Source organism: Streptomyces sp. NPDC053426, assembly GCF_055585405.1.
Genome location: NZ_JBVJKE010000006.1, coordinates 37,052 through 63,642 on the forward strand (window position 1 = coordinate 37,052; position 26,591 = coordinate 63,642).

At 74.1% G+C, this 26,591-nt stretch carries 17 protein-coding genes; 16 read left to right on the top strand and 1 reads right to left on the bottom strand.

What is annotated here, in order from left to right:
• The first annotated feature begins 14 nt into the window (after nucleotides 1-14).
• The 13 genes from ACZ62B_RS14000 to ACZ62B_RS14060 all read left to right on the top strand — a co-directional run bounded on the left by ACZ62B_RS14000 (nucleotide 15) and on the right by ACZ62B_RS14060 (nucleotide 18,555).
• The gene (locus ACZ62B_RS14000; protein WP_344563314.1) at nucleotides 15-1,229 is read left to right on the top strand and encodes an ROK family transcriptional regulator; all 1,215 of its coding nucleotides are present in this window, start codon (nucleotides 15-17) and stop codon (nucleotides 1,227-1,229) included.
• A 51-nt stretch (nucleotides 1,230-1,280) separates the two neighbouring features.
• Entirely contained in the window at nucleotides 1,281-2,618 is a 1,338-nt protein-coding gene (locus ACZ62B_RS14005) for an ABC transporter substrate-binding protein (protein ID WP_344563316.1), read from the top strand.
• A 6-nt stretch (nucleotides 2,619-2,624) separates the two neighbouring features.
• A complete protein-coding gene (locus tag ACZ62B_RS14010) occupies nucleotides 2,625-3,569 on the top strand; it encodes a carbohydrate ABC transporter permease (protein ID WP_469690422.1) in 945 nt (314 codons plus the stop codon).
• Entirely contained in the window at nucleotides 3,566-4,459 is an 894-nt protein-coding gene (locus tag ACZ62B_RS14015) for a carbohydrate ABC transporter permease (protein ID WP_344563320.1), read from the top strand. The genes ACZ62B_RS14010 and ACZ62B_RS14015 overlap by 4 nt, the downstream gene beginning before the upstream one ends.
• A 2-nt stretch (nucleotides 4,460-4,461) precedes the next feature.
• Nucleotides 4,462-5,727 carry a 6-phospho-beta-glucosidase gene (locus ACZ62B_RS14020; RefSeq protein ID WP_469690694.1) on the top strand — a complete coding sequence of 422 codons (1,266 nt, stop codon included), beginning with the start codon at nucleotides 4,462-4,464 and terminating at the stop codon, nucleotides 5,725-5,727.
• The gene (locus ACZ62B_RS14025; protein ID WP_344563322.1) at nucleotides 5,718-6,689 is read left to right on the top strand and encodes an N-acetylglucosamine kinase; all 972 of its coding nucleotides are present in this window, start codon (nucleotides 5,718-5,720) and stop codon (nucleotides 6,687-6,689) included. The genes ACZ62B_RS14020 and ACZ62B_RS14025 overlap by 10 nt, the downstream gene beginning before the upstream one ends.
• Before the next feature lie 657 nt (nucleotides 6,690-7,346).
• Nucleotides 7,347-8,786 (top strand): hypothetical protein, encoded by a 1,440-nt coding sequence (locus tag ACZ62B_RS14030; RefSeq protein ID WP_469690424.1) that lies wholly within the window; start codon nucleotides 7,347-7,349, stop codon nucleotides 8,784-8,786.
• A gap of 35 nt (nucleotides 8,787-8,821) precedes the next feature.
• Complete coding sequence (locus ACZ62B_RS14035; RefSeq protein ID WP_344563326.1) at nucleotides 8,822-9,865, top strand: glutamate ABC transporter substrate-binding protein; 1,044 nt, start codon at nucleotides 8,822-8,824, stop codon at nucleotides 9,863-9,865.
• 74 nt (nucleotides 9,866-9,939) lie between these two features.
• Nucleotides 9,940-11,274 carry a hypothetical protein gene (locus ACZ62B_RS14040; protein ID WP_344563328.1) on the top strand — a complete coding sequence of 445 codons (1,335 nt, stop codon included), beginning with the start codon at nucleotides 9,940-9,942 and terminating at the stop codon, nucleotides 11,272-11,274.
• A gap of 22 nt (nucleotides 11,275-11,296) precedes the next feature.
• Complete coding sequence (locus tag ACZ62B_RS14045) at nucleotides 11,297-13,837, top strand: serine/threonine-protein kinase (protein WP_344563330.1); 2,541 nt, start codon at nucleotides 11,297-11,299, stop codon at nucleotides 13,835-13,837.
• A gap of 3 nt (nucleotides 13,838-13,840) precedes the next feature.
• On the top strand, nucleotides 13,841-15,307 hold the full coding sequence (locus ACZ62B_RS14050) for a PP2C family serine/threonine-protein phosphatase (RefSeq protein WP_468723437.1): 1,467 nt from the start codon (nucleotides 13,841-13,843) through the stop codon (nucleotides 15,305-15,307).
• A 112-nt stretch (nucleotides 15,308-15,419) separates the two neighbouring features.
• Nucleotides 15,420-16,769 carry a vWA domain-containing protein gene (locus ACZ62B_RS14055; RefSeq protein ID WP_344563334.1) on the top strand — a complete coding sequence of 450 codons (1,350 nt, stop codon included), beginning with the start codon at nucleotides 15,420-15,422 and terminating at the stop codon, nucleotides 16,767-16,769.
• A gap of 82 nt (nucleotides 16,770-16,851) precedes the next feature.
• Complete coding sequence (locus ACZ62B_RS14060) at nucleotides 16,852-18,555, top strand: FHA domain-containing protein (RefSeq protein ID WP_469690427.1); 1,704 nt, start codon at nucleotides 16,852-16,854, stop codon at nucleotides 18,553-18,555.
• Nucleotides 18,556-18,564: 9 nt separating this feature from the next.
• Here the strand turns inward: ACZ62B_RS14060 and ACZ62B_RS14065 are convergent, their stop codons facing one another.
• Nucleotides 18,565-19,527, bottom strand: coding sequence for a methyltransferase domain-containing protein (locus tag ACZ62B_RS14065; protein WP_469690429.1), 963 nt, complete (start codon nucleotides 19,525-19,527; stop codon nucleotides 18,565-18,567).
• A gap of 56 nt (nucleotides 19,528-19,583) precedes the next feature.
• On the opposite strand from ACZ62B_RS14065, the gene ACZ62B_RS14070 reads away from it, so the two are divergent.
• The 3 genes from ACZ62B_RS14070 to ACZ62B_RS14080 all read left to right on the top strand — a co-directional run bounded on the left by ACZ62B_RS14070 (nucleotide 19,584) and on the right by ACZ62B_RS14080 (nucleotide 26,312).
• On the top strand, nucleotides 19,584-19,997 hold the full coding sequence (locus ACZ62B_RS14070) for a globin (RefSeq protein WP_344563762.1): 414 nt from the start codon (nucleotides 19,584-19,586) through the stop codon (nucleotides 19,995-19,997).
• A 263-nt stretch (nucleotides 19,998-20,260) separates the two neighbouring features.
• On the top strand, nucleotides 20,261-23,563 hold the full coding sequence (locus tag ACZ62B_RS14075) for an FtsX-like permease family protein (protein ID WP_469690431.1): 3,303 nt from the start codon (nucleotides 20,261-20,263) through the stop codon (nucleotides 23,561-23,563).
• 1 nt (nucleotide 23,564) lies between these two features.
• Nucleotides 23,565-26,312 (top strand): FtsX-like permease family protein, encoded by a 2,748-nt coding sequence (locus ACZ62B_RS14080; RefSeq protein ID WP_469690433.1) that lies wholly within the window; start codon nucleotides 23,565-23,567, stop codon nucleotides 26,310-26,312.
• The last annotated feature ends 279 nt before the right edge of the window (nucleotides 26,313-26,591 follow it).

A 26,591-nucleotide genomic window follows, 5' to 3' on the forward strand; every position in this document is an offset into this window, starting at 1 on the left:
AGGTGTCGCACCCCATGGCAGGAACCGCCGGTACGCCGGGCACCCCGCGTGTGCTGCGCGCCATGAACGACCGCACCGCCCTGGACCTCCTGCTGGAGCACGGGCCGCTGTCCCGCACCCGGATCGGCAAGCTCACCGGCCTGTCCAAGCCGACCGCCTCCCAGCTCCTGGCCCGCCTGGAAGCGGCCGGACTGGTCCTCGCCACCGGCACCACCGAGGGCCGCCCGGGCCCCGGCGCCCAGCTCTACGAGGTCAACCCGGCCGCCGCGTACGCCGCCGGACTGGACGTCAACCACCGGCGGATACGCGCCGCCGTCGCCGACGTCACCGGCCGCACGGTCGGCCGGCACGAACTGCCCGTCCCCGGCCGCCGCTCCGGCGTTCCCGTCGTCCAGCAGGTCACCGACGCCCTGGACGGCGCGGTGAAGGCGGCGGGGCTGTCCCGCGCCGACGTCCACCGCCTGGTCATCGGGACGCCGGGCGCCTTCGACCCGAACACCGGCCGCCTGCGCTACGCCTCCCACCTGCCCGGCTGGCACTCCCCCACGCTGCTGGACGAACTGGCCGCCGCGCTGCCGATGCCGTTCGAGTACGAGAACGACGTCAACCTGGTCGCCCTGGCCGAGCAGCGTCTCGGCGCGGCCCGCAGCCACTCCGACTTCGTCCTGCTGTGGAACCAGGAGGGCCTGGGCGCCGCCCTGGTGCTCGGCGGCCGGCTGCACCGGGGCTGGACCGGAGGCGCCGGCGAGGTCGGCTTCCTCCCCGTGCCGGGCACCCCCCTGGTCCGCCAGGTCACCAAGGCCAACAGCGGCGGCTTCCAGGAGCTGGCCGGCTCCCAGGCCGTCCCGCGACTCGCCCGCGAGCTGGGCGTCGAGGACATCCCGCAGGACCCGTACCCCGAGACGGCCGCCACCCTCCTCGCACGCGCGGCGGCGGCCCCCGACGACGACAGGCTCCACCGCCTCCTGCGCACCTACGCCACCCGCCTGGCCACCGGCCTCGCCTCCCTGGTCTCCGTCCTCGACCCCGAACTCGTCGTCCTGAGCGGCACCGGCCTCACCTCCGGCGGCGAGGCGCTGCGCACCCTGATCCAGGCCGAACTGGAGGAACTGGCCGCCTCCCGCCCCCGCCTGGTCGTGGGCGACGTCCATGAACACCCGGTCCTGCGCGGCGCGCTCGAAAGCGCGCTGGCGACCGCCCGCGACGAGGTCTTCGACACCTCCCGCTAGCCCCACCCCTTCCCCTTCCGCCCTCCCACCCCTGCCCAAGGGAGCACAGTCATGCCCGGAATATCCAGAAAAGCGACCCTCGCGCTGGCCGCCACCGCCTCCCTCGCCGTCCTCACCACGGCCTGCACCGGCCAGTCCGAGACCGGCGCCACGGACGACCCGAACGCCGAGACGACCATCACCTTCTGGCACGGCTGGAGCGCCCCCGCCGAGGTGAAGGCGGTCCAGGAGAACGTGGACCGCTTCGAGAAGGCGCACCCCAACATCAAGGTGAAGGTCGTCGGCAACATCAACGACGACAAGCTCAACCAGGCCCTGCGCGCGGGCGGTTCGAACGGCCCCGACGTGGTCTCCTCGTTCACCACGTCCAACGTCGGCAAGTTCTGCTCCTCGGGCGCCTTCCTCGACCTGAAGCCCTTCATCGAGAAGTCGAAGCTCGACCTCGAGGCGACGATCCCGAAACCGATGCTGGACTACACCCAGTTCGAGGGCGTCCGCTGCGCCCTCCCCCTCCTCGGCGACGCCTACGGCCTCTACTACAACAAGGACGCCTTCGAGGCGGCGGGCATCGCCGAACCCCCCAAGACCTGGTCGGAGTTCGCCGAGGTGGCCAAGAAGCTCACCAAGTCCGAGGGCGACACCTACGACCGGCTCGGCTTCATGCCGAACTACCACGGCTACGAGACGGTCGTCGACCACTACATGTCCCAGTGGGACCACGCCTACTTCGACGCCGACGGCAAGTCCAACATCGCCAAGGACCCGGCCTTCGCCGAGATGTTCACGTACCAGAAGAAGCTCGTCGACGACCTCGGCGGCTTCGACAGGCTGGAGAAGTACCGCAACACCTTCGGCGACGAGTGGGGCGCCGAACACCCCTTCCACACCGGCCAGGTCGCCATGCAGCTCGACGGGGAATGGCGCCTGGGCATGGCGAAGGACGCCGGCGTCGACTTCGAGATCGGCACCGCGCCCCTGCCCGTCGCCGACGACGAGGTGGACGAGTACGGCAAGGGCTTCCTCTCCGGCACGATCATGGGCATCGCCCCGCAGAGCAAGAAGCAGAACGCCGCGTGGGAACTGGTGGAGTACATGACGACCGACACCGAGGCCGTCGTCTCCTTCGCCAACGCCATCCGCAACGTGCCCTCCACCTTCGAGGCCCTGAAGTCCCCCGACCTGAAGACGGACCCGGCCTTCAAGACCTTCCTGGACATCGCCCAGCACCCCGAGTCGAACACCCCGCCGGCCTCCGTCAACGGCTCCACGTACCAGACGACGCTCCAGGACTTCGGCTTCCAGTACGAGTCCGGCAAGGTGAAGGACCTCGAGGCGGGCCTGGCGAAGACCGCCGAGCAGATCGACCGCGACATCGAACAGGCGAAGTAGCGGTCCATGTCCACGACCACCCTCCGTACGAAGCACCGCGCCTCGGCGCTCCGGACGCTCGCCTTCCTCTCCCCGTGGCTCATCGGCTTCGGCGTCTTCTTCGCCTACCCGCTGGTCTCCACGGTGTACTTCTCGCTGATGAGGTACGACGGCTTCGGCGTCCCGGAGTTCCGGGGCCTGGACAACTGGGCGTACGTCTTCCAGGACTACCCGCTGTTCTGGCCGGCCCTGCGCAACACCCTCTGGCTGGTCCTGGTCATGGTGACCTGCCGGGTGGTGTTCGGCCTCGGCGTCGGCCTGCTCATCACCAGGATCAAGACGGGCACGGGAGTCTTCCGCACCCTCTTCTACCTCCCCTGCCTGGCCCCACCGGTCGCCGCGACGCTCGCCTTCGTCTTCCTCCTCAACCCCGGCACCGGCCCGGTCAACGCCGTACTGGAGGGATGGGGCGTGCCGGCGCCGGGCTGGTTCACGGACGCCGCCTGGTCCAAACCGGCACTGACCGCGCTCGCGCTCTGGGGCGTGGGCGACCTGATGGTCATCTTCATGGCCGCCCTGCTGGACGTCCCCAAGGAGCAGTACGAGGCGGCGTCGCTGGACGGGGCGTCCCCCTGGCAGCGCTTCCGCTTCGTCACCCTCCCCAACATCTCCCCCATCGTGCTGTTCGCCGTGGTCACGGGCGTGATCCAGACGATGCAGTACTACACACAGCCACTGATCGCGGGAAAGGTCGCCTCGGGCGTCATCGGCGGCTCCGGCCAGCAGTTCGAACCGGGCTACCCCGACAAGTCGACCCTCACGCTCCCCCAGCTCGTCTACAACCTCGGCTTCCAGCGCTTCGACTACGGCTCGGCCTGCGTGGTGGCCCTGGTCCTCTTCGCCCTGGCGATGGCGTTCACGGCGCTGCTGATGCGCCGCCGGGGCGGACTGATCCAGGCAGGTGACCGATGACCCAGCTACTGGACGAACCCGTACGCCTCACCGCGCCGCCGCCGCCCGAGCGGCGCACCGCACGCCGCCGGGCCCTGCTGGAGTGGATCGCCGTCCACGCGCTCGGCGTGGCCGCCGCGCTCTTCTTCACCCTGCCGTTCGTCTTCGTCGTCCTCACCTCGCTGATGAGCGACCAGCAGGCCCTCACCCGCGACCTGGTGCCGGACACCTGGGAGTGGGACAACTACCGCAGGGTGTGGGACACCCCCGGCTTCCTCACCTGGTGGCGCAACACCCTGCTCTACGCCGGTCTCGGCACCGTGCTCACGGTCGTGTCCTCGCTCCCCGTGGCGTACGCGCTCGCCAAGTTCCGCTTCCGGGGCCGCAACCTGTCGGTCATGCTGGTGATCTCGATGATGATGCTGCCGCCCCAGGTGGTCATCATCCCGATGTACCTGTTCTGGGCGAAACAGCTGGACCTCTCCGGCACCCTCTGGCCCCTGATCGTCCCGATGGCGTTCGGCGACGCCTTCTCGATCTTCCTCCTGCGCCAGTTCCTCCTCACCATCCCCGACGAGTACCTGGACGCGGCCCGCGTGGACGGCTGCGGCGAACTCCGCACCCTCCTCAGGGTCGTACTCCCCATGGCCAAGCCCGGCATAGCGGCCGTGGCCCTCTTCCAGTTCTTCTACGCCTGGAACGACTACTTCGGCCCGCAGATCTACGCCTCGGAGAACCCGGCCGCCTGGACCCTCTCCTACGGCCTGGAATCCTTCAAGGGCGCCCACCACACCGACTGGAACCTCACCATGGCGGCGACCGTGCTGGTCATGGCCCCCGTGATCCTCGTGTTCTTCTTCGCCCAGAAGGCGTTCGTGGAGGGCGTCACCCTCACCGGAGTCAAGGGATGACTATGAAACTCACCGTGGTCGGCGGAGGCTCGACCTACACCCCCGAACTCGTCGACGGCTTCGCCCGTCTGAGGGACACGCTCCCGATCACCGAGCTGGTCCTCACCGACCCCGCGACGGAGCGCCTGGAGCTGATCGGCGCCCTGTCCCGCCGCATCTTCGCCCGTCAGGGCCACCCCGGCACCATCACCACCACCGCCGACCTGGACGCGGCGGTGGACGGCGCCGACGCGGTCCTCCTCCAGCTCCGGGTGGGCGGCCAGGCCGCCAGGCAGCAGGACGAGACCTGGCCCCTGGAGTGCGGCTGCGTGGGCCAGGAGACGACCGGCGCCGGCGGCCTGGCCAAGGCGCTGCGCACGGTCCCGGTGGTCCTGGACATCGCCGACCGCGTACGGCGGGCCAACCCCGACGCCTGGATCATCGACTTCACCAACCCCGTGGGCATCGTCACCCGGGCACTGCTCCAGGCCGGCCACAAGGCACTGGGCCTGTGCAACGTGGCCATCGGGCTCCAGCGCAAGTTCGCCGCGCTCCTGGACACCGACCCCACCGCCATCCACCTGGACCACGTGGGCCTGAACCACCTCACCTGGGAGACGGCGGTACGCCTGGGCGGCCCGGCGGGCGAGGACGTCCTCCCCCGCCTCCTCTCCGCCCACGGCGACACGATCGCCGCCGACCTCCGCCTCCCCCGCCCCCTGCTGGACCGCCTGGGCGTGGTCCCGTCCTACTACCTGCGCTACTTCTACGCGCACGACGAGGTCGTACGGGAACAGCGCACCAAGCCCTCCCGGGCGGCCGAGGTGGCCGACATGGAACGCCGCCTCCTGGCCCTCTACGCCGACCCGACGCTCGCCGAGAAACCGGCCCTGCTGTCCCAACGGGGCGGCGCCTACTACTCGGAGGCGGCCGTGGACCTGGCGGCGGCGCTCCTGCGCGGCGCGGGCTCCCCCCACCAGGTGGTCAACACCCTCAACAACGGCACGCTGCCCTTCCTCCCCGACGACGCGGTGATCGAAGTACCGGCGGCGGTGGGCCCCGAGGGCGCCGTCCCGCTCCCCGTCCCCTCCGTGGACCCCCTGTTCGCGGGCCTCATGGCCGGCGTCACCGCGTACGAGGACCTGGCCCTGGAGGCGGCCCTGCACGGCACCCGGAACCGGGTCTTCCGTGCGCTCCTGGCCCATCCCCTGATCGGCCAGTACGAGTACGCCGACCGGCTCACCGACGAGCTCGTCGCACACAACCGGGAGCACCTCACGTGGGCCTGACCGCGGGCGTCCTCGCCATCGACGCCGGCAACAGCAAGACGGACGTGGCGGTGGTCGCCCACGACGGGACGGTGCTGGCGACGGCGCGGGGGGAGGGGTTCCGGCCGCCGGCCGTGGGCCTGGAGGCGGCGATGTCCGCTCTCGCCGAGGCCGTCGACCGGGCGCTCGGCGCCGCCGGCACCCCGGCCGTCTCCCACGTCTCGGCCTGCCTGGCCAACGCCGATCTGCCCGTCGAGGAACAGCTCTTGGCGGCGGCGCTGGCGGAGCGGGGCTGGGGCGCGAGTGTCGAGGTGCGCAACGACACGTTCGCGATCCTGCGGGCGGGGGTGGCCGAACCCCGGGGAGTGGCCGTCGTCTGCGGGGCGGGCATCAACTGCGTGGGGATGCTTCCCGACGGCCGTACGGCCCGCTTTCCGGCGGTGGGGCGGATCTCCGGGGACTGGGGCGGGGGTTGGGCGCTCGCGGAGGAGGCGCTCTGGTACGCGGCGCGTGCTTGGGACGGGCGGGGAGCGCCCACCGCTCTGGCCCGCGCCCTGCCTTCCCACTTCGGGCTTCCCGACATGCCCGCGCTGATCGAGGCGCTGCACCTCGAGCATGTGCCCGCGGCCCGGCGGCACGAGTTGACTCCGGTGCTCTTCGGTGTCGCGGCGGAGGGGGACGGGGTCGCGCGGGCGATCGTCGACCGGCAGGCCGAGGAGATCGTGACGATGGCCGTCGTCGCGCTGACGCGGCTGGGGCTGCTGGACGAGGAGACGCCGGTGCTGTTGGGGGGTGGGGTGCTGGCGGCGCGGCACCCCCGGCTCGACGACCGTATACACGGCCTGCTGGCCGCCCGGGCACCCAAGGCGATGCCTCGGGTGGTCACCGCGAGCCCTGTACTGGGGGCGGCCCTGCTGGGGTTGGACCACCTGGACGTGCCCGAGGAGGCACACGAGCGGCTGCGCGGGCATTACGAGGCTTGACGGCCCCGCGCGTCGGGGTGGGCCGGGGGGTGTTCGCGCGGCCCGGCGCACTTTACGGGGTGCCCCGCGTTGCTGCGGGCCGGGGCGGGGTTGCGCGGCCCGGCGCCTTACGGGTGCCCCGTGTTGGTGTGGGCCGGGGGGTGTTCGCGCGGCCCGGCGCTTGCGGGGTGCCTCCCCCACTCTCGGCTTCGCTCGAGCGGGAGGTACCCCCACCGCCCACCCGTGCCGCCCCAGCGGCACGACTGCCCGCGGAGGACGGCGCCTACGGCGGGGAGGGGACGGGGCGGGGGTGGCCGCCCGCAGTGGCTGGCGCGTCCGCACCCCGCGCCCCCACCAAGGAACGCAGTCGCGCCAGTCCGAGGACGGGCACCCCCGACGCGGCCCCGACCCACCCACCGACCGTGGGCGCTACGCACGCCCCCACCGAAGCCGCACAGGCGCCGCAGGCATAAAACCCAAGCCCCCACCGAACCGAACCCCGCACCACAGCCACCCGCATGGGAACCGAACTGATTTCCTGGGCGTGTTCGTGGGCAGGGTGGGGGCGGGGGTTCTCGGCGGTCGCGCTGCGATCGGATCAAGATCGTGCCAAGGCCGGTGCATATGTCAGTCGCGGCGGCGATACTTGCCGCGAGGGATGACCATGGGGGAGGTCACATGACACACACGCCGAACGGCACGGCGCCACCCGGCACCGCCACGCCCACGCCCACGCCCGTGTCCACGCTGCCCGCGGTGCCGCCCCAGCCCACCCCCGCCCCCACCCCGCCACCGCCGGAGGCCCGCCGCACCGCCTTCGCCGAGGGCGTCGACCGCCTCCGCAGGGCCTCCACCACCGAACCCGGCCGCCTCCGCATCATCGGCGCGCTCCTCGCCGCCCTCGTCGTCGCCTTCGGCGCGGTGACCGCCTGGCAGATGACCGACCGGGCCGAGGCCGCCGACGACGTCCTCACCAGCAGCCAGCCCCTCAGCTCGGACGCCGCCGACATCTACCGCTCCCTCGCCGACGCCAACACCGCCGCGTCCAGCGGCTTCCTGGCCGGCGGTCAGGAGACCGCCGCCTCCAGGGTCCGCTACGAGAACGACATCCGCACGGCCGCCGCGAAGCTCGTCAACGCCGCGGCCAACTCGGACCCCGACTCCCCCTCCGCAAAGACGATCACCAAGCTCAACCGCCTGCTCCCCGAGTACAAGGGCCTGGTCGAACGCGCCCGCACCTACAACCGCCAGGGCTTCCCCGTCGGCGGCGCCTACCTGCGGTACGCGAACGAGAAGATGCAGAAGGAGATGCTCCCGGCGGCGGAGGACCTCTACACCAAGGAGAACCAGCGCCTCCGCGACGACTACGCGGACGCGACCCCCTACCCCTGGCCCGCCATCGCCCTCGGCGTCGTCACCCTGGCCGCCCTCGCCTGGGCCATGCGCCGCAACTACCTGCGCACCAACAGGGTCCTCAACCACGGCCTGGTGGCGGCGACAGCGGCGGCCGCGGTCGTCCTCCTCTGGCTGACGGCCGGCCACACCCTCGCCCGCTCGAACCTCGACGACTCCTACGACCACGGCGTCCGCTCGCTCAACGTGCTGCACGACGCCCGGATCGCCTCCCTGAAGGCGAGGGGCAACGAGAACCTGACCCTGGTGGCCCGGGGCGCCGAGACGACGAAGGTCGGCGACGAGACGTTCGACGCCTACGACCACGACTTCGGCCGCGACATGGACGCCCTCGCCAAGGGCCTGGCACAGGCGCAGCGCCTCGCGGACGACGACAGCGGCGAGAAGCCGGTCGACGCGGCGGTGGGCAACATGACGGAGTGGAGGAAGCGCCACGCGGCGGCCCGCGAGCAGGACGAGAACGGCAACTACCAGCAGGCGCTGGACATGGTGATCGGCGCGAAGGGCGCGACCGGCGAGTGCTTCGACGGTGTCGACGAGAACCTGGCCACGGCGCTCGCGCACGAGGAGAGCGAGTTCGCGCAGGCGGCCGGCGACGGCCGGGACGCGCTGACGGGCCTGCCGGCCGGCGCGGCCGTCCTCGCCGTACTGGGCGCGGCCGGCGCGGTGCTGGGCATCGGCCGCAGGCTGTCGGAGTACCGATGAACGGACGCGTGAACGAGCCGAAGGGGGCCATGACGATGATCGCACGACACCTGCGGGCCCGCCTGAAGGGCTGGGGCGGAGTGGGCGCGATGGCGACCGCCTGCGCCCTGGCCCTGGTCTTCGCGCTGGTACTGGCCTGCACCGGCCCCCCGGCCGGCGGCCCCTCGAGGACCACCGGCCAGACCGTCTCCCACGCCGCGCGGACCCAGGCGGACGAGGACTGCACGGCCCCGGAGAAGCAGACCCTCTCCCCCTCTGACGCCGACGGCCCCACCATCGAGGCGATCAAGAACCGTCGGGGCGAGAAGCGCAAACTGATCGTGGGGGTCGACCAGAACAGCTACCGCTGGGGCTACCGCGACCCCAACAGCGGCGAGAGCGGCACCCTGGAGGGCTTCGACATCGACCTGGTGCACCGCATCGCCGAGGACATACTCGGCGACCGGGACGCGGTCCAGTTCAAGGCGATCCCGACCGACCAGCGCATCCCGGCGATCCAGGCCGGCCGCGTCGACATGGTCGTCCGTACGATGACGATCAACTGCGCCCGCATCAAGGACGTGGCGTTCTCCGCGCCGTACTTCAAGACGGGCCAGCAGGTCCTGGCCCCGAAGTCCTCACCGATCAAGGGGTACGACGAGACGCTCGCGGACCAGGAGATCTGCACGGCGACGGGCTCGACCGCGTACGCGAAGCTGGAGACGGACAAGGAGACGGGCGACCTGCCGGCGTCCACCGACATCCGCACCACCGTCCCCAACCAGCTCGACTGCCTGGTGCGGCTGCAGCTCGGCGAGGTCGACGCGGTGGTCACCGACGGCGCGCTCGCGGCCAGCCAGGCCGCGCAGGATCCGACGGTCCAGCTCAAGGGCGAGGCCTTCACGACCGAGTACTACGGCGTGGCGATGAAGAAGGACGCGGACGACCTGGTGCGCCGGGTCAACCGGATCCTGGTGGACTTCCGCGAGGACACCACGGACGGCTGGCAGGACGCGTACACCGAGTGGCTGTCGGCCACGCTGGGCGACGACTCCTCCGAGTCGAGGCCCCCGGCCCCGGAGTACCTGCGCGAGAACTGACCCCGGAGCAACCCGACCCGACCCCAGCCGGACGCACCCCCAACCGTCAACAACCCCCCAGCGAGAGGTGATCGATGGCCGACGCGGATCCCACCGGGCCGGTGATGGACCGGGACGAGGTGGACCGTGCGCTGGCGCGGCTCGGCGCGGAGCACGAGGCGATCGAGACCTCGCTCCTCGCCCTGCAGGACCACGCGGGCCGAAGACTCCTGGAGGGCGCGCGGCTCACCGGCATCACCGAGGAGCGCTGGACGGCCACGGAGGCGTCGATCACGCTGCTGTGGACGTACTTCGACGCGTACACGGACGCGCTGCGCACGGCCCGGGACATCCGCTCCCGCCGCCGCTGGTCCAGCCGTGAGGACCTGGTGGAGCTGACGGAGCTGCTGCGCGGCGAGTCGGTGACCGTGGCGGGCAGCGCGGCGGCGACCGCCAACGCGCCGACGCTCCACGCCGCCCCCGGCAAGCTCAGCGAGCGGTACTCGCTCACCACCCTCGTCGACCGTATGAACGAGCTGTACGCGACCTCGCTGGACATGGTCGTCGCCGCCGACGCGGTGTGGTCGGCGCTGCCCGCCCGGATCGACCTGCTCGCCGCCGAGCTCCAGCGCACCGGCCGGCTCGCGCACTCGGTCGGGGTGCGCCCGGGCGAGCATCCGGCGGGCGACGACCTGGAGCGGATCACCCGCACGCTGGCGAAGCTGCGCGAGCAGGTGGTGTCGGACCCGCTGGCGTACTGGAACAAGGCGGAAGGCAGTTCGGCGCCGGGTGGCGGACGCCCCGACACCACGGTCTACGACCGTGAGGCGCGCGCGCTGGAGGACGTGCGCCGGGAGATCGACGCGGTGCTGACGGTCCGCCAGGACGCCGAGAAGCGGATCGTCAGGCTGCGGGACGTGCTGTCCCGCGCCGACCGCACCCTCGCCGAGGCCCGTACCGCGCGCGGCGAGGTGCTGGCGAAGATCGCCGCGACGGAGGTGCCGGTGGTCAGCGGGCCGCCGACCGTGCTGCAGGAGCAGCTGTCGACGGCCGCCGAGTACCGCAGACACGCCCAGTGGCACCGCCTGTCCCCGCTCCTGGAGTCCCTGGAGCAGAAGGCGGAGGACGAACTGCTGCGCGCCCGTGAGTCGTTGACCGCGGTGACGGCACCGCTGGCGGTCCGTGCCGAGCTGCGCGGCCGGCTGGACGCGTACAAGGCGAAGGTGGCCCGGCACGGTCTGGCGGAGGATCCCGTCCTGGTGGAGCGGTACGAGAAGGCGCGCCGCATGCTGTGGAGCGCGCCCTGTGATCTGCGCGCCGCCGACCGGGCGGTGCTGCGCTACCAGCAGGCGGCGGCGGAGGTCCTCGGCACGGCGCCCCGGGTGCCGGGCCAGGGCGTGCCCGACGACCGGAGGGAATCCGGCGCATGAGCGACGAGGGGGAGGCCGCGTCATGAGCGAACCGGAGAACCGGGCAGCCGGGGCCGGGTGTCAGCGCCCCGAGTGCGGGGGCGCGTACGAGGACGTCGGCGGCGGCGAGCTGTACTGCGACACCTGTGGCCTCGCCCCGGTGGTGTCGCCGACCGGCATGGTCGGCTCGGCCCCGACCGGCGTCACGGTGGGGGGCCGCGACTCGCGCGGCTCGGCGGGCAGCGGACGTTCCAGTGGCCGCAGCGGCCGGAGCGGCCGCAGTTCCCGGACGTCGTCCCAGTCGTCGAAGTCCCGCCGTTCGGTCTCCGGGCGGCTCTCCCGCTCGCTGTCAGGCCGGACCACGAACCGCTCGGTGTCGGTGCGCGGTTCCGGCTCGGGCGCCGCCTCGTCCGGCCGGGGCCGCCTCGGTGCCGGTCTGGTCGAGGTGCCGCCGATCCCGCGCCCCGATCCGCGCGCGATGGTGCTGGACGATCCCGAGGTGCCCGAGCGGAAGCGGTTCTGCTCGCGCTCGGACTGCGGGGCGCAGGTGGGCCGGGCCCGCGGCGGCCGGCCGGGGCGCACGGAGGGCTTCTGCACCAAGTGCGGCCACCCGTACTCGTTCGTCCCGAAGCTGCGGGGCGGGGACGTCGTGCACGGCCAGTACGAGGTGGTCGGCTGTCTGGCGCACGGCGGTCTGGGCTGGATCTACCTCGCCGTGGACCGGGCGGTCTCGGACCGCTGGGTGGTGCTGAAGGGCCTGCTGGACACGGGCGACCAGGACGCGATGGCGGCGGCGATCTCCGAGCGGCGCTTCCTCGCGGAGATCGAGCACGCCAACATCGTGCGGATCTACAACTTCGTGGAGCACCTCGACCAGCGCACCGGCTCCCTCGACGGCTACATCGTCATGGAGTACCTGGGCGGCAAGTCGCTGAAGGAGATCGCCAACGGCCGCCGCACCCCGGAGGGCAGGCGCGATCCGCTGCCGGTGGAGCAGGCGTGCGCGTACGGCATCGAGGCCCTCGAGGCGCTCGGCCATCTGCACAGCCGGAACCTGCTGTACTGCGACTTCAAGGTCGACAACGCGATCCAGACCGAGGACCAGCTCAAGCTGATCGACATGGGCGCGGTGCGCCGGATGGACGACGAGGAGTCGGCCATCTACGGCACGGTCGGCTACCAGGCGCCGGAGGTCGCCGACGTCGGTCCTTCGGTGGCGTCGGACCTGTACACGGTGGCCCGTACGCTCGCCGTCCTCACGTTCGACTTCCAGGGCTACACGAACGTCTACGTGGACTCGCTGCCCGACCCGGACAACATCGAGGTCTTCCGGCGGTACGAGTCGTTCTACCGCTTCCTGGTCCGCGCCACCGACCCGGACCCGGCCCGCCGGTTCTCCTCCGCGCAGGAGATGGCCGAGCAGCTGACGGGCGTGCTGCGCGAGGTGGTCTCCCTGCAGTCGGGCCGGGCGCGTCCGGCGCTGTCCACGCTCTTCGGCCCGGAACCGCGGGTGACGGACACGGAGTTGTTCCCCGCGCCGGGCGGGGACGTCTCCCGCCTGGGCGCCCGCCCGGACCGCTCCCGCAAGTCCCGCGGGTCCCGTGAGGGCGCACCTCACGCGCTCCCGCCCGCCGCCCTCGTCAAGCCCGTCGACTGCGCCGCCGCCGCGCTCGCCCTGCCCGTGCCGCACGTCCACCCGTCCGACCCCAACGCCGGTTTCCTCGCGGGTCTGCTGGCGTCCGCGCCCGGTGAGCTGATCAACGCGCTCGCCGCCGCGCCCGCCCCGTCGGCGGAGACCCGGCTGCGTGAGATCCGCGCCCGGCTGGAGACCGGCGAGTGGCCCACCGCGCTGGCGGTGCTGGGCGCGCTGGAGGAGCGGGACCCCGACGACTGGCGGGTGGTCTGGTACCGGGGGGTGGCCTCGCTGGTCACCGGCGACCACGAGGGTGCCGCGCTCGCCTTCGACGCGATCTACGACGCGTTCCCCGGCGAGATCGCGCCGAAGCTGGCGCTCGGCGTGTGCGCGGAGGTGCTGGGCCAGCTGGACAACGCCGCCGAGTACTACCGCCTGGTGTGGTCGACCGACCCGAGCCATGTGAGCGCCGCGTTCGGGCTGGCTCGGGTGCGGTTGGCGGCCGGGGACCGCGGCGGCGCCGTGCGGACGCTGGTGTCGGTGCCGGAGTCCTCCATCCACTACACGGCCGCGCGGGTGGCGTCCGTCCGGGCGCGGTTGCGCGGGCGTACGGCAGCCGCCGGTGACGTACCGTTCCTGGACGACCTGAGCGCCGCCGCCGGGCAGGTCGAGGCCCTGGAGGCGTACGGTCTGGATCCGGCACGGCGCGAGCTGTTGGCGGCCGAAGTCCTCGGTTGCGGGCTGGACTGGGTACTCTCCGGGGGCCAGGGTTCCGCTCCTCCCGCCGCCGCCGGGGGACGGACGCTGCTCGGCAGCGGCCTGGACGAGCGGGGCCTCCGTTTCGGCCTGGAGCGTTCGTACCGCACGCTGGCCCGGCTGGCGCGCAGCGGCGAGGAGAGGATCGACCTGGTGGAACGTGCCAATCGTTACCGCCCCCGGACATGGGTGTAGTTGATGTCGCAGATGCCTCAGCAGGCCGCTCTGTCGAAATGCCCGAGCTGCGAGGAACCCCTCGAGTCGGGTGATCGTTTCTGCGGTGCGTGCGGATACGACCTGTCCGTGGTCCCCGCACGGCCGCGGGACGAGCCGACGACCGCCATGAACGGCTCGGTGCCGCCGCAGGCTTCGGCGGACCGTGACCGGCCCCGGCCGCCGTCGGCCCCGCCCGCCGCGCCGTCCTGGCCCACCACCCCACCGGCCCACCACCCGGCCGGCACCCCCCTGCCCGACACGCCGGCCGGCCGGGGAACACCGGCCCAGGGTGCCCCCGTACCGCCGCCCCCGGCGCAGGTGACGCCCGTGCCGCCGTCCCGGGCCGAAGGCGCCCCCGTACCGCCGGAGTCGGCTGGTGCCGTGCCGCCGCCCCCGTCGGCGGAGCCCCCCGCGCCGTCGTCCGGGGTGCGGTTCGACCGGCGTGCGCGGTCGGAGGAGCGGGCCGCGCAGCCCGACGAGTATCCGCTCCAGGCGCCGGACCCGCGGGTGGCGGCCGAGTCGGCGGGGACCGGTGCCGCGGTGTGTGTGGCCTGCCGTGCGGGACGGGTCGACGACGACGGCTACTGCGAGAACTGCGGCCACGCCCAGCCACGCGAACGGGACCACATGGAACAGGAAAGCGGACCGATCGGCGCGGTCAGCGACCGCGGCCTGCGCCACCACCGCAACGAGGACGCCTTCGCCGTGAGCACCACGGCGCTGCCCGACGGCTCCCCCGCCTCCGTGGCGATCGTCTGCGACGGCGTCTCCTCCGCGACCCGCCCCGACGAGGCGTCACTCGCCGCCTCCCGCGCGGCGAACGAGTCCCTGCTCGCGGCCCTGCCGCGCGGCACGCACCCGCAGCAGGCGATGCACGACGCGATCGTCGCCGCCTCCGAGGCGGTCAACGCGCTGGCCGACGAGCCCGCGGCGGCCCGTGAACACGCCCCGCACCAGAACGCCCCGGCGTGCACCATCGTCGGCGCCGTGGTGACGGCCGGTCTGCTGGTGGTCGGCTGGGTCGGCGACAGCCGCGTCTACTGGATCCCGGTCGACCGCTCCACCCCGGCGGCCCGGCTCACCGAGGACGACTCGTGGGCCGCGCAGATGGTCGCCGCGGGCCTGATGGGCGAGGCCGAGGCGTACGCCGACCAGCGCGCCCACGCGATCACCGGCTGGCTCGGCGCCGACGCGTACGAACTGGAGCCGCACACCGCCTCGTTCAAGCCGGACCGGCCCGGTGTGGTCGTGGTCTGCACGGACGGCCTGTGGAACTACGCGGAGTCGGCCGACGAGATGGCCGAGGCCGTGCCCGCGGACGCGGCCGTACGACCGCTGCACGCCGCCCGGGTACTGGTCGGTCACGCCCTCGACGGCGGGGGCCACGACAACGTAACAGTGGCCCTCGTGCCGTTCCCGGCCGTCCCGCAGGGGGCAGGATCGGCCTGAGGCCGCTTACGGGACGCCTCGCACGGGGAAGCATCGACGGACCGGAGGGGACCGGTCCGTCATCCGTCGTCGCCCCGCGCCGTCGGGGCACCCAAGGGGGATCGAAACAGGCATGGCCAATTTCTCGAAATCGAACGTGCCGCAGTTCTCGGTGGACGTGTACCAGAACGAGTACCTGCCGGAGGGCGGCCGCGAGGTCAACGCCATCGTCACGGTGACCGCGACCGGCGGCGGCACCATCGGCAGCGCGGTGGCGGCGCCCCACCTCTACCCGCCCGGCCAGGGCCCGTCGGCGGCCGTGGTCCTCATGGTCGACTGCTCGGGCTCGATGGACTACCCGCCGACCAAGATGCGCAACGCCCGCGACGCGACGGCCGCCGCGATCGACGCCCTGCGCGACGGCGTGAACTTCGCGGTGGTCGGCGGCACGCACGTGGCCAAGGAGGTGTATCCGGGCGGTGGCGGCCTGGCGGTCGCCGACGCCGCCACCCGCGAGCAGGCCAAGCAGGCGCTGCGGAAGCTGAGCGCGGGCGGCGGCACGGCGATCGGCACCTGGCTGCGGCTGGCCGACCGGCTGCTGGCGTCGGCGGACGTGGCGATCCGGCACGGCATCCTGCTCACCGACGGCCGCAACGAGCACGAGTCGGCGGAGGACCTGAAGGCGGCCCTGGACGCCTGCGCCGGGCGTTTCACCTGTGACGCCCGCGGTGTGGGCACCGACTGGGAAGTGAAAGAAGTCACAGCCATCGCCTCCGCCCTCCTCGGCACCGCCGACATCGTCGCCGATCCGGCCGGTCTCGCCGCCGACTTCACGCGGATGATGGAGACGGCGATGGGCAAGGAGGTCGCGGACGTCTCGCTGCGGCTGTGGACCCCGGTCGGCACGACGGTGAGGTTCGTCAAGCAGGTCGCGCCGACGGTCGAGGAGCTGACCGATCGCCGTACGGAGGCGGGTCCGCGCGCGGGCGACTACCCGCTGGGTTCCTGGGGCGACGAGTCCCGCGACTACCACGTCTGCGTCGAGGTGCCGCCCGCGAACATCGGGCAGGAGATGCTGGCGGCCCGGCTGTCGCTGGTGATCCCGCAGTCGTCCGACGGCAGCGTGCGCAACCTCGGGGCGCAGGGTCTGGTCCGGGCCGTGTGGACGGACGACATGGCCGCCTCGACCTCGATCAACCCCCAGGTCGCCCACTACACCGGGCAAGCGGAACTGGCGGAAGTCATCCAACAGGGTCTGGATCTCCGCAAAGAGGGGGATATCGATGGAGCGACGGCCAAACTGGGCAGGGCCGTGCAGCTCGCGAGCGCGTCCGGCAACGCGGATACTGCGAAACTGCTTTCGAAGGTGGTGGACGTGGTCGACGCCGCGACGGGTACTGTGCGACTGAAGGCGAAGGTCGAGGAGGCCGACGAGATGACGCTCGAGACTCGGTCGACAAAGACTGTTCGTGTAAAGAAGTGATCCGTAAGTAGTCGAGCCCGACCCCTCGGGGTGGGAGAAACCGGCCGGAACCGGCCGGACAAGGAGAGGGGGAAGCGCCGACATGCCGACCTGCCCGAACGGACACCAGTCGGGTTCCGACGACTGGTGCGAGGTGTGCGGTCACCGCATGGCGGGTGCCGTGCCCCCACCTCCTCCCCCGCCGCCGCCCGCACCCGGTGGCGGCGGTTACGGATTCCCGCCGCCCGGCGGCGGTCCCGGCGGCCCTGGTGGTTTCGGCGGCGGCCCCGGCGGCGGCCGGACGGAGCTGTGCCCGCAGTGCCGTACGCCGCGTGAGGGCGCGGCGCCGTTCTGCGAGGAGTGCCGGTGGAACTTCCTGACGAACACGGCGACCTCGTACACCCCGGCCGCCCCGCGTCCGCCGGCCCCCGGCCCGGGTCCGGGCGGTCCCTTCCAGCAGCCGCCCGGCGGACCGTCGTACGGCGGCGGTGACTCGTACGACTATCAGGGCTCACGCCCCTCACAGATGAACCGCCCCGCCGAACCGATCCCCCCGGGCCCGCCCGGCTTCGGCGGCGACCCCTCACGACCGGTACCGCCGCCTCCGGGTCCGGGCGGGCCCGGAGGTCCGGGCGGACCGAACGGACCCGGTGGTCCGAACGGACCTGGTGGCCCCGGCGGCTTCGGCGGTCCCGGCGGCCCTGGAGGCCCCGGCGGTCCGAACGGCCCCGGTGGCCCGGGCGGCTTCGGCGGTCCTGACGGACCTGGTGGACCCGGCGGTCCGAACGGCCCCGGCGGGCCCGGTGGCTTCGGTGGGCCCGATGGGCCGCCAAGGCCTAACGGTCCCGGCGGGTCCGGCGGTCCTGGCGGCTTCGGTGGTCCGGGCGGTCCGAACGGTCCCGGCGGGCCCAACGGACCCGGTGGCCCCGGCGGGTCCGGCGGTCCTGGCGGCTTCGGTGGGCCTGGTGGCCCGAACGGCCCGGGTGGACCCGGTGGTCCTGGTGGCCCGAACGGTCCCGGCGGCTTCAGCGGCCCCGGTGGTCCGAACGGTCCGGGTGGACCTGGTGGCCCGAACGGTCCCGGCGGCTTCGGTGGCCCCGGCGGCCCCGGTGGTCCGAACGGACCCGGTGCTCCGCAGGCGTTCCAGCCCGGATCGTCGGCCCCGCCCGGGTTCCCGCAGGAGACCGGCCGCCCCCAGCCGGGCGGGTCGCCCTTCGGCGGCGGTGACGACGACTGGGTGATCTCCCCGCCGACCGGCGGCCCCGGTGGTCCCGGCGGCCCCGGTCCCGGTCCCGGTGGCCCGAACGGTCCCGGTCAGCGCGGCGGTTACGGCTATCCGCAGCCCGGCGCGACCCAGGCGCCGCCCGGGCCCGGCGGCTTCCCGCAGCAGCCGCAGGGCCCGGCGACCTGGACCGCGACCATCGGTCCGGACCGCGAGTACTTCATGGCGATGATGCAGCGCTCCGGCCCCGAGGCCGCGGGCCTGAACCTGCCCGCGTACTCGCCCGAGCAGCAGCGCACGCTCACCGGCAACCAGATCACCATCGGGCGCCGTCGCCACTCCACCGGCGACACCCCCGACATCGATCTGTCGACCCCGCCGGAGGACCCGGGCGTCTCCCACCAGCACGCGGTGCTGGTGCAGCAGCCGGACGGCACCTGGGCGGTCGTCGACCAGAACTCGACGAACGGCACGACGGTCAACGGCTCGGACGAGCCGATCCAGCCGTTCGTCCCGGTCCCGCTCCAGGACGGCGACCGGGTCCACGTGGGCGCCTGGACGACGATCACCATCCGCCGGGGCTGAGCACCGGCGCTAGGCGGCGGGCACCGGCCAGGCGTGCGGCCCTGCGGGGTCGTCCAGCCAGGCTCGGTCGCCCTCGGCGTCGACGGTGAGGCCGTAGCGTTCGCGCTGCGGCCTGCCCTCGCGCTCCCAGAGGCCGTACGCCTCCCGCGGTTCGAGGGCACCGGCGGTCAGCGCCAGCAGGAACCGGAACAGATCGCTTCCCCGGGCCACGGCCGGCAGCCCTTCCGGATCGGGCTGCTCCTGCCACGAGCGGCTCGCGCCTCGCAGCGGGACGAAGTAGGCGGGCGTGTGCAGGAAGCGCCCCTCGGCGTGACCCGCGTCGCGCACGGTGAGCACGACCAGGCCGGTGGCGAACGGGGCGAGGATCCGGCCGCCCGGACGGCACTGGGCGAGCCAGGCGCGCGGGACGGACGGCAGGGCGCAGGTCGCGATGATCCGGTCGAAGGGGGCGCGTGCGGGCACCCCGCGCGCGCCGTCGCCGGTGACGACGGCCGGACGGTGTCCGGCGGCGGCCAGGTGCCGGGCGGCCGGCTCGGTGATGTCCGGGTCGAGATCGACCGTGGTGACCAGGTCGTCGTCGCCGAGCCGGTGGGCGAGCAGGGCGGCGTTGTACCCGCTGCCGGTGCCGATCTCCAGGACGCTCTGCCCGTCCCGCACCTCCAGGCCGGCCAGCATCAGCGCCATGAGGGAGGGCTGGCTGCTGGAGGAGAGCAGCTCGCCGTCGCGCAGCCGGATCGCCAGCGGGGTGTCCTCGTACGCGCCGCGCAGCCACCGCTCGCGCGCCTCGGGGTCGGGGTTCTCGCCCCACCGGCGTTCGTAGCCGCCGACGACGCCCACGTAGTAGTACGGCACGAACAGGTGGCGCGGCACGGCGGCGAACGCCTCCCGCCACACCGGGTCGGCGTCGAAGGCCCCGCTCGCACCGATCTCCCGCACGAGCGCGGCCCGCAGCCCGCGGTCCTGTCCACCCATGTCTCCACAGTAGGGCGGTCCTAGGCCTCAAGTCCTATGCCGGCGTGTCTGAGACCATGGACGACGTGACAGAGATTCGGCGCGGCACGCTTCAGGAGCAGACCTTCTACGAGCAGGTCGGCGGGGAGGAGACCTTCCGCCGGCTCGTCCACCGTTTCTACGTGGGGGTGGCCGACGATCCACTGCTGCGGCCCATGTACCCCGAGGAGGACCTGGGCCCGGCCGAGGAGCGGCTCGTGCTGTTCCTGATGCAGTACTGGGGCGGCCCGACCACCTACAGCGAGAACCGCGGCCACCCGCGCCTGCGGATGCGCCACGTCCCGTTCAAGGTCGACCGGGCGGCACACGACGCATGGCTGAAGCACATGCGCGACGCCGTCGACGAACTGGGCCTGCCCGAGGAACACGAACAGACGTTGTGGAAGTACATGACGTACGCGGCGGCATCCATGATCAACTCCCCGGACTGAACCAGCCCCTCCGGCACAATCCAGCCCCTCTGGGGGTGCCCCCTCTGGGGGAGTTTGAGGAGCGGGGTCCGGGGCGGAGCCCCGGGACGGGACGGGAAGGGGCGGCGGGGCGAAGAAAACCCTCCCCCTCCCCGATCGCATTCCGGTACCCCGACCCCGATTTCCGATCACGATCCGATCAAACCCACCCCCCGAACGGTTACCCCCACCCCACCCCCTCTGACAACATCACCCGAAGGTCCGGACAACCACGGGGGGTTGCGGTGCCATCCGCAGGGGACTCGGCGAGATTCACACTCGCCCGCGCACACGCGCACAAACCCCTCCTCGCGGCCGCCCTCCTCACCGTCCTCCTCACCACGGCCGTCCTCGCCACCCTCACCGCCTACTCCACCACCATCGGCGACGCCTCCCTGCGCCACGCCCTGGCGGCCCCCCGCGACGCCGCCGACACCACCCTCACCGTCAAGGCCGAGACCGTCCCGGCGGCGAGCCGCACCGCCGCCGACACCGCCGTACGCGAAGGCACCCGCGAGGCCTTCGACGGACTGCCGGTGACGCTGCGCACCCTCGTCCGCTCCGGCCCGTACGCCCTCCCCGGCTCCCTCCGCTCCCCGGACGAACGCGCGAGGACGGACGAACCCGACCTCACGCACTTCGCCGCACTGGACCGCACCCAGGTGCGGATCACCGAGGGCCGGATGCCCGCGAAGGTCACCGGCGCGGAGATCGAGGCCGCCCTCCCGGAGACCGCCGCCCGCGCCCTCGCCCTGGAGCCGGGCGCCCGCCTCACCCTGGACAACCGGCTCGACGGACCACCGGCGAAGATCCGGATCACCGGCCTGTACCGGCCCGTGGACACCGCCGCGCCCTACTGGCGGCTGGACGACCTGAACGGCCGCGGGATCGTCAAGGGACACTTCACGACGTACGGCCCCCTGCTCGCCGACCCCACCCTGTTCACCGGAGCCGGAGCCGGAACCGGAACCGGGGACAAGGTCAGCACGGGCCCCTCGGGATGGCTGGCGTCGGCCGACTTCTCGACGATGACGACCGAGCGGATCGACGCGCTGCGCGAAGCCGTGCGCGAAGGCATCGCCGACCTGCCCGAGGCCGAGGCACTGGACGGCACGGCGACCGCCACGAGCGAGCTGCCCGCCGCGCTGGACCGCATCGAGCGCTCCCTGCTCGTCTCCCGCTCCACGCTGCTGGTCATCGCGCTCCAGCTCGCCCTCCTCGCCGCGTGCGCCCTGCTGCTGGTGGCCCGGCTGCTGAGCACCGAACGCGCGGGCGAGACCCTGCTGCTGCGGGCCCGCGGCGCCTCCCGCGCCCAGGTGGCCCGGCTCGCCGCCCTGGAGGCGCTGCTGCTGGCCGTGCCCGCGGCGGCCTGCGCCCCGCTGCTCGCGGGACCGCTCGTCCGGCTGCTCGCCGGGCAGGGCGCGCTGGCCCGGATCGGGCTGCGCCTGGACGCCTCCGTCGGCGCGGTCGCCGGACGCGGCGCGGTGTGGCTGGTGGCGGCGGGCGTGGCGCTGGGCTGCGCGCTGGCCGTCACGGTCCCGGCGCTCGTCTCCTCCTTCACGGCCGGCCGTGCCAGACCGCTGCCGGGCGTGGTGCGCGCGGGCGCGGACGTGGGTCTGCTGGTGGTGGCCGGTGTGGCGTACTGGCGGCTGAGCCGCCGGCCCTCCGGTGCCGTCGGCGAGGACCTCGGCGTCGATCCGCTGCTCGTGGTCACCCCGGCGCTGGCGCTGCTCGCCGGTACGGTGCTGACGCTGCGGCTGCTGCCGCCGGCGGCGCGGCTGGCCGAGCGGTGGGCGGCCCGCGGCCGGGGGCTGCCGGGGGCGCTGGCGGGCTGGCAGTTCAGCCGCCGCCCGATGCGCGGGGCCGGCCCGGTGCTGCTGCTGGTGCTCGCCGTGGCGCTGGGCATGCTGGCGATCGGCCAGGGCTCCTCGTGGGAGCGCTCGCAGGACGAGCAGGCGGACTTCCGGGCCGGTGCGCCGGTGCGGGTCCTGGCCACCGGGGAGGACGTGTTCGGCCGCGGTCAGGCGTACGCGGCCGTGTCCGGCGTACGCGCGTCCGCTCCCGCCTTCCGTACGACCGTGCCGCTGTCCGGCGGGCGGACGGCGACCGTGCTGGCGCTGGACACCGCGCACGCGGCGGACACGGTGCTGATGCGTTCCGACCTGGCGCCGGTGCCGGTGCCCGCGATGGTGTCCGAGCTGCCGCCGAAGGGCGCCGCGGCGGGCGTCCGCGTGCCGGCGGGCACCGCGCGGCTGGCGCTGACGGCGGCGCTGCGGGGCGCGGACGCGGGGGCCTCGGTCGACGTCAGTGCCACCGTGGAGGACTCCTACGGCACCCCGTACACGCTCGGCCTCGGCGGGCTGCCCGCCGACGGACGCCCCCACGACCTCGCCTTCGACCTCGCGGCGGCCGCCGAGGCGCCGCTGGGCGCGCTGACGCTGACCGGGCTCCGGCTGGAGCTGGTCCAGCCGGTCGGGAAGGCCGAGCGGCACCGCCTCACCCTGGCGGCGCTGACCGCCACGGACACCGGCGGCCGGGAGCGGGAGCTGTCGCTGCCGGACGAGTGGAAACTGTCCGTCCGCGCCGGTGGCGCGGTGTCCTCCCCCGGCGGGGACACCGGCCCCGACCGGCCCCGCGTGGTCTCCGACGACCCGACGACCGTCGTCTACGGCACCGGCTACCTCCCGGCGGACCTGGCCTGGCGTCCCTCTCCGCTCACCGTCGGCCTCCAGGTGCCGCAGCCGTCGTCGTCCGAGGTCACCGCCGTGGCGACGGACCGCTACCTCGCCTCCACGGGCGCGCGGGCGGGGCAGCGGGTGGACGTGCGGATCGGCGGGGTCACCGTGCCGCTGCGGCTCGTGCGGGCGGTGCGGGAGCTGCCGTCCACGCCGGTCGGCGGGAAGGACGACGGCGGGGCCCTCCTCGTCGACCTGCGGTCCGTCAACCGGATGATCCAGGCGCGCCAGGGGGAGAGCGTGCTGCCGAACGAGTGGTGGCTGGCGACCGAGCCGGGCGCGTCGGCGCGGGTGGCGGAGGCGCTGCGCGGCCGGCCCGACATCGATCCGTCCCGGGTGGTGGTGCGGGACGAGATCGCCGAGGAGCTGCGCGACGACCCGTTCGGCGCCGGGCCGGGCACCGCGTTCGGGGCGGCGGCCCTCGCGGCGGCGGCGCTGACGGCGGTCGGGTTCGCGGTGAGCGCGGCGGGGTCGCTGCGGGAACGGTCCGCCGAGTTCGCGGTGCTGCGCGCGCTCGGCGCCTCCCGGCGGCGGCTGGCCCGGGTGGTGCTCGTCGAGCAGGGGGTGCTGGTCGGTCTGGCGCTGGCGGTGGGCGTCCTGCTCGGCGCGGTGCTGGCCCGTGCGGTGATCCCCCTGATCATGCTGACCACGGAGGCCACCCGCCCGGTCCCCGGAGTCCTGGTGGAGCTGCCCCCCGCCCGGGTGGCCGCCCTCCTGGCCGCCGTGGCCGCGGCCCCCCTGCTGATCACGGCCGTACTGGCCCTGCGCAGGGCGGACCCGGTGACGTCACTGCGGGAACGGGGAGGCGAGTGACGTGAGCGAGCGGACTTTGGGGCGGGTGCGGGTGGGCGTGCCCTGGGTGCGTACCCGGTTGCGGTCGGCGCCCGGCGCGGCCGCGGCGCTCGCGGTGCTGGTCGCGGTGACCGCGTTCCTGGCCGCCGCGCTGCCGCTCGCGGTCGACCGGTACGGCGACGCGGGGCTGCGCCGGTCGATGGAGGTGGCCGGGCCCGGCCGCACCACCGTCCAGCTGTACGCCTCCCGGCCCGACGGCGTCGTACCCCTCGAAACGTGGGAGGAGCAGCTGCGCGAGGACGCCGTGCGCGGCCCCTACGCGAAGCTCTTCGCGCTGCCCGGCCGTTCCCTCCCGCTCGACCCGGACCAGTCGTCCTACGGTGTGCGCACCACCCGGCGGCTGGCGGCCCCGGAGCCGTATCTGTCCCGGCCGGACGGGATCGCCCCGCAGTTCCACCTCGTCGCCCCGAGCGGGCTCGCCGGCCACTCCCGGCTGCGGGAGGGCCGGCTGCCGAAGGCCCCGGACGGCGTCACCGCGTCGACGACGGAGGTCGAGGCCGCCGTCACCGCGGAGACGGCCCGGAAACTGAACATCGAGGTGGGCTCGGTCCTCCACGTGCCCGGTGTGGAGCGCGCCCCGCTCGCGGTGCGGGTCACCGGCGTCGTCGAACCGCGCGCGCCGCGTCAGGCGTACTGGTCGACGGACCCCGTGCTGCGCGGCCCGAGCCTGATGACCGTGCCCGGCGATCCGTCGCGCAGCGTGTTCTGGGTCGGCGCGCTGCTGCTGCCCCCGGACGCGGCCCCGGCGCTGCTGGGCACGGGCGGGCTCCCGGAGCGGTACTGGATGCTGGCCCCCGAGGTGTCCGCCCTGCACGGCTACGACCTGCCGCGGCTGACGTCGGCCGTCGCCTCCCTGGAGGCGGGTCCGCTGCTCCAGCGGGCCCGTGCGGTCGCCGCGCCGACCGTGGAAGCGGAGACCTCGCTCGACGAGGTGTTCGCCGAGTACACCGGGCTGCGTTCCGTCATCGGTCCCCTGGTGGCCGTCGCCGCCTTCGGCACCGGCACGGTCGCGGCCGTCGTCCTGCTGATGGCGGGCGGTCTCGCCGCCGACCGGCGCCGCGCCGAGCTGACCCTGCTGCGTGCCCGCGGCGCCTCCCTGCGCGGTCTCACCGGACGGCTGCTGGCGGAGACGGCGGTGGTCGCCGTGCCGGCCGCCGCCCTGGGCCTGGCCGCCGCCCGGCTCGCGGTCGGCGGGGGCCGGTCGTCGTACGCCGTGGCCGCCGCCGGTGCCGTCGCCCTGCTCGCCTCCGTGGCGCTGCCGCTGCGGGCCGTCGCCGCGCACCGCGCGGTACGGGTGCACGCCGCCCGTGACGACCTCGCCTCGGCCCGCCCGTCACGGCGTCGCACGGTCGCCGAACTCACGCTGCTCACGCTGGCGGCGGGCGCGGTCGTGGCGCTGCGCACGCGCGGTGCGCCGGACGGCGAGGGGGCGTCCGGGGACGGGCTGGTGTCGCCGGCCCCGGTGCTGGTGGGGGTGATCGCCGCGCTGGTGCTGGTGCGGCTGTACCCGCTGCCGCTGCGCGGGCTGGCCCGTCCGGCCGGGCGGCTGCGGGGTGTGGTGGGCCCGCTGTCGCTGGCCCGCGCGGGCCGTACGTCCGGGTCCGCGGTGCTGCCGCTGCTCGCCCTGCTGACGGCGCTGACCACGGCCGCGTTCGGCGGTTCCGTCCTCGCCGGTGTGGCCGACGCCCGGGACCGCGCGGCCGTCCTCGCGGTCGGCGCCGACGCCCGCGTCGAGGGGATGCAGCCGTTGCCGTCGGGGCTCGCCGAGCGGGTCCGGCGCGCACCCGGCGTCCGGGACGTCACCGCCGTGAGCGTCTCCTACGACGGCATGCCCCCGGGCGGCCGGCTGACCGTGCCGGTGGCCGGGGTCGACCCGGCCGGTTACGCGGCCCTCAGCCGGCACACGGACATCGGCGCCTTCGATCCGGAGGTGCTGAAGGCGTCCGGTGCCGGTGCCCTGCCCGCCCTGGCCTCCCCGGAGGTCGCCGACCGCTACGGCACCCGGCCGTTCCGGGTGCGCCTGGAGGACGGCAGTGACATCACCGTACGGATCGTGGAGGTGCGGGAGCGGACCCCGGTGCTGGCCGGGCTGGACTTCCTGGTCGTGGACCGCTCCGGGCTGCCCGACGGCCCCGGCCGTCCGACCACGCTGCTGGTGACCGGGGGCCGGCCGGACGCGGGGGCGCTGCGCGAGGCGGCGGGCGGTGCCGCGCGGGTGCAGCTCCGGACGGAACAGTTCGCGCGGTACGTCGACTCGCCCCTGCAGTCCGGCGCCGAGCGCGTCTACACGGCGGCGGTGGCGGCGGGCGCCGGGTACGCGGTGCTCGCCCTGCTGCTGACCCTGCTGCGCGCCGCGCCCGAACGCGCCGCGCTGCTGGCCCGGCTGCGCACCATGGGCCTCACCCGCGCCCAGGGCCGCCGCCTGCTCGTCCTGGAGTCCCTGCCGCAGGCGCTGCTCGCGGCGGCCGGCGGCACCGCCACGGCGTGGGCCGCCATCCGGCTGCTGTCGCCCGGCATCGACCTGACGGCCGTCGCCGTCTCCTCGTCCGCGTCCCCGGCGGGGCGGGCGGCGCTGCGCACCGACCCGGTGTCCCTGCTGGTACCGGCGCTGGCCGTGGTGGCCGTCACCGTCGGGATCGCGGCGGCACAGGCCTGGTGGACGGGACGCAGAGGATCGGTACGGGAGCTGAGGGCGGGCGATGCCCGATGATCCACCAGGCACCCTCCCCGACGCCTCCCCCGGCACCCTCCCCGGCGGCGCCTCCTTCGCTGTCCCGCCCCTCACCCCCGACATTCCGCTCCTCGCCCTCCCCCGCCTCACTCCGGCCGCCACGGCCGTGGCCCGGCCGCCCCCGTTCCGGGCCCGGGGCCCGGGGATCGGGTGGCCGGACGGCGGCCGTGCCCGCGACGCTTCCCTCGACGTCCCGCCCCTCACCCGCGACATTCCGCTCCTCGCCCGCGTCCTCTCCGGCCTCACCCCGGCCGCCAC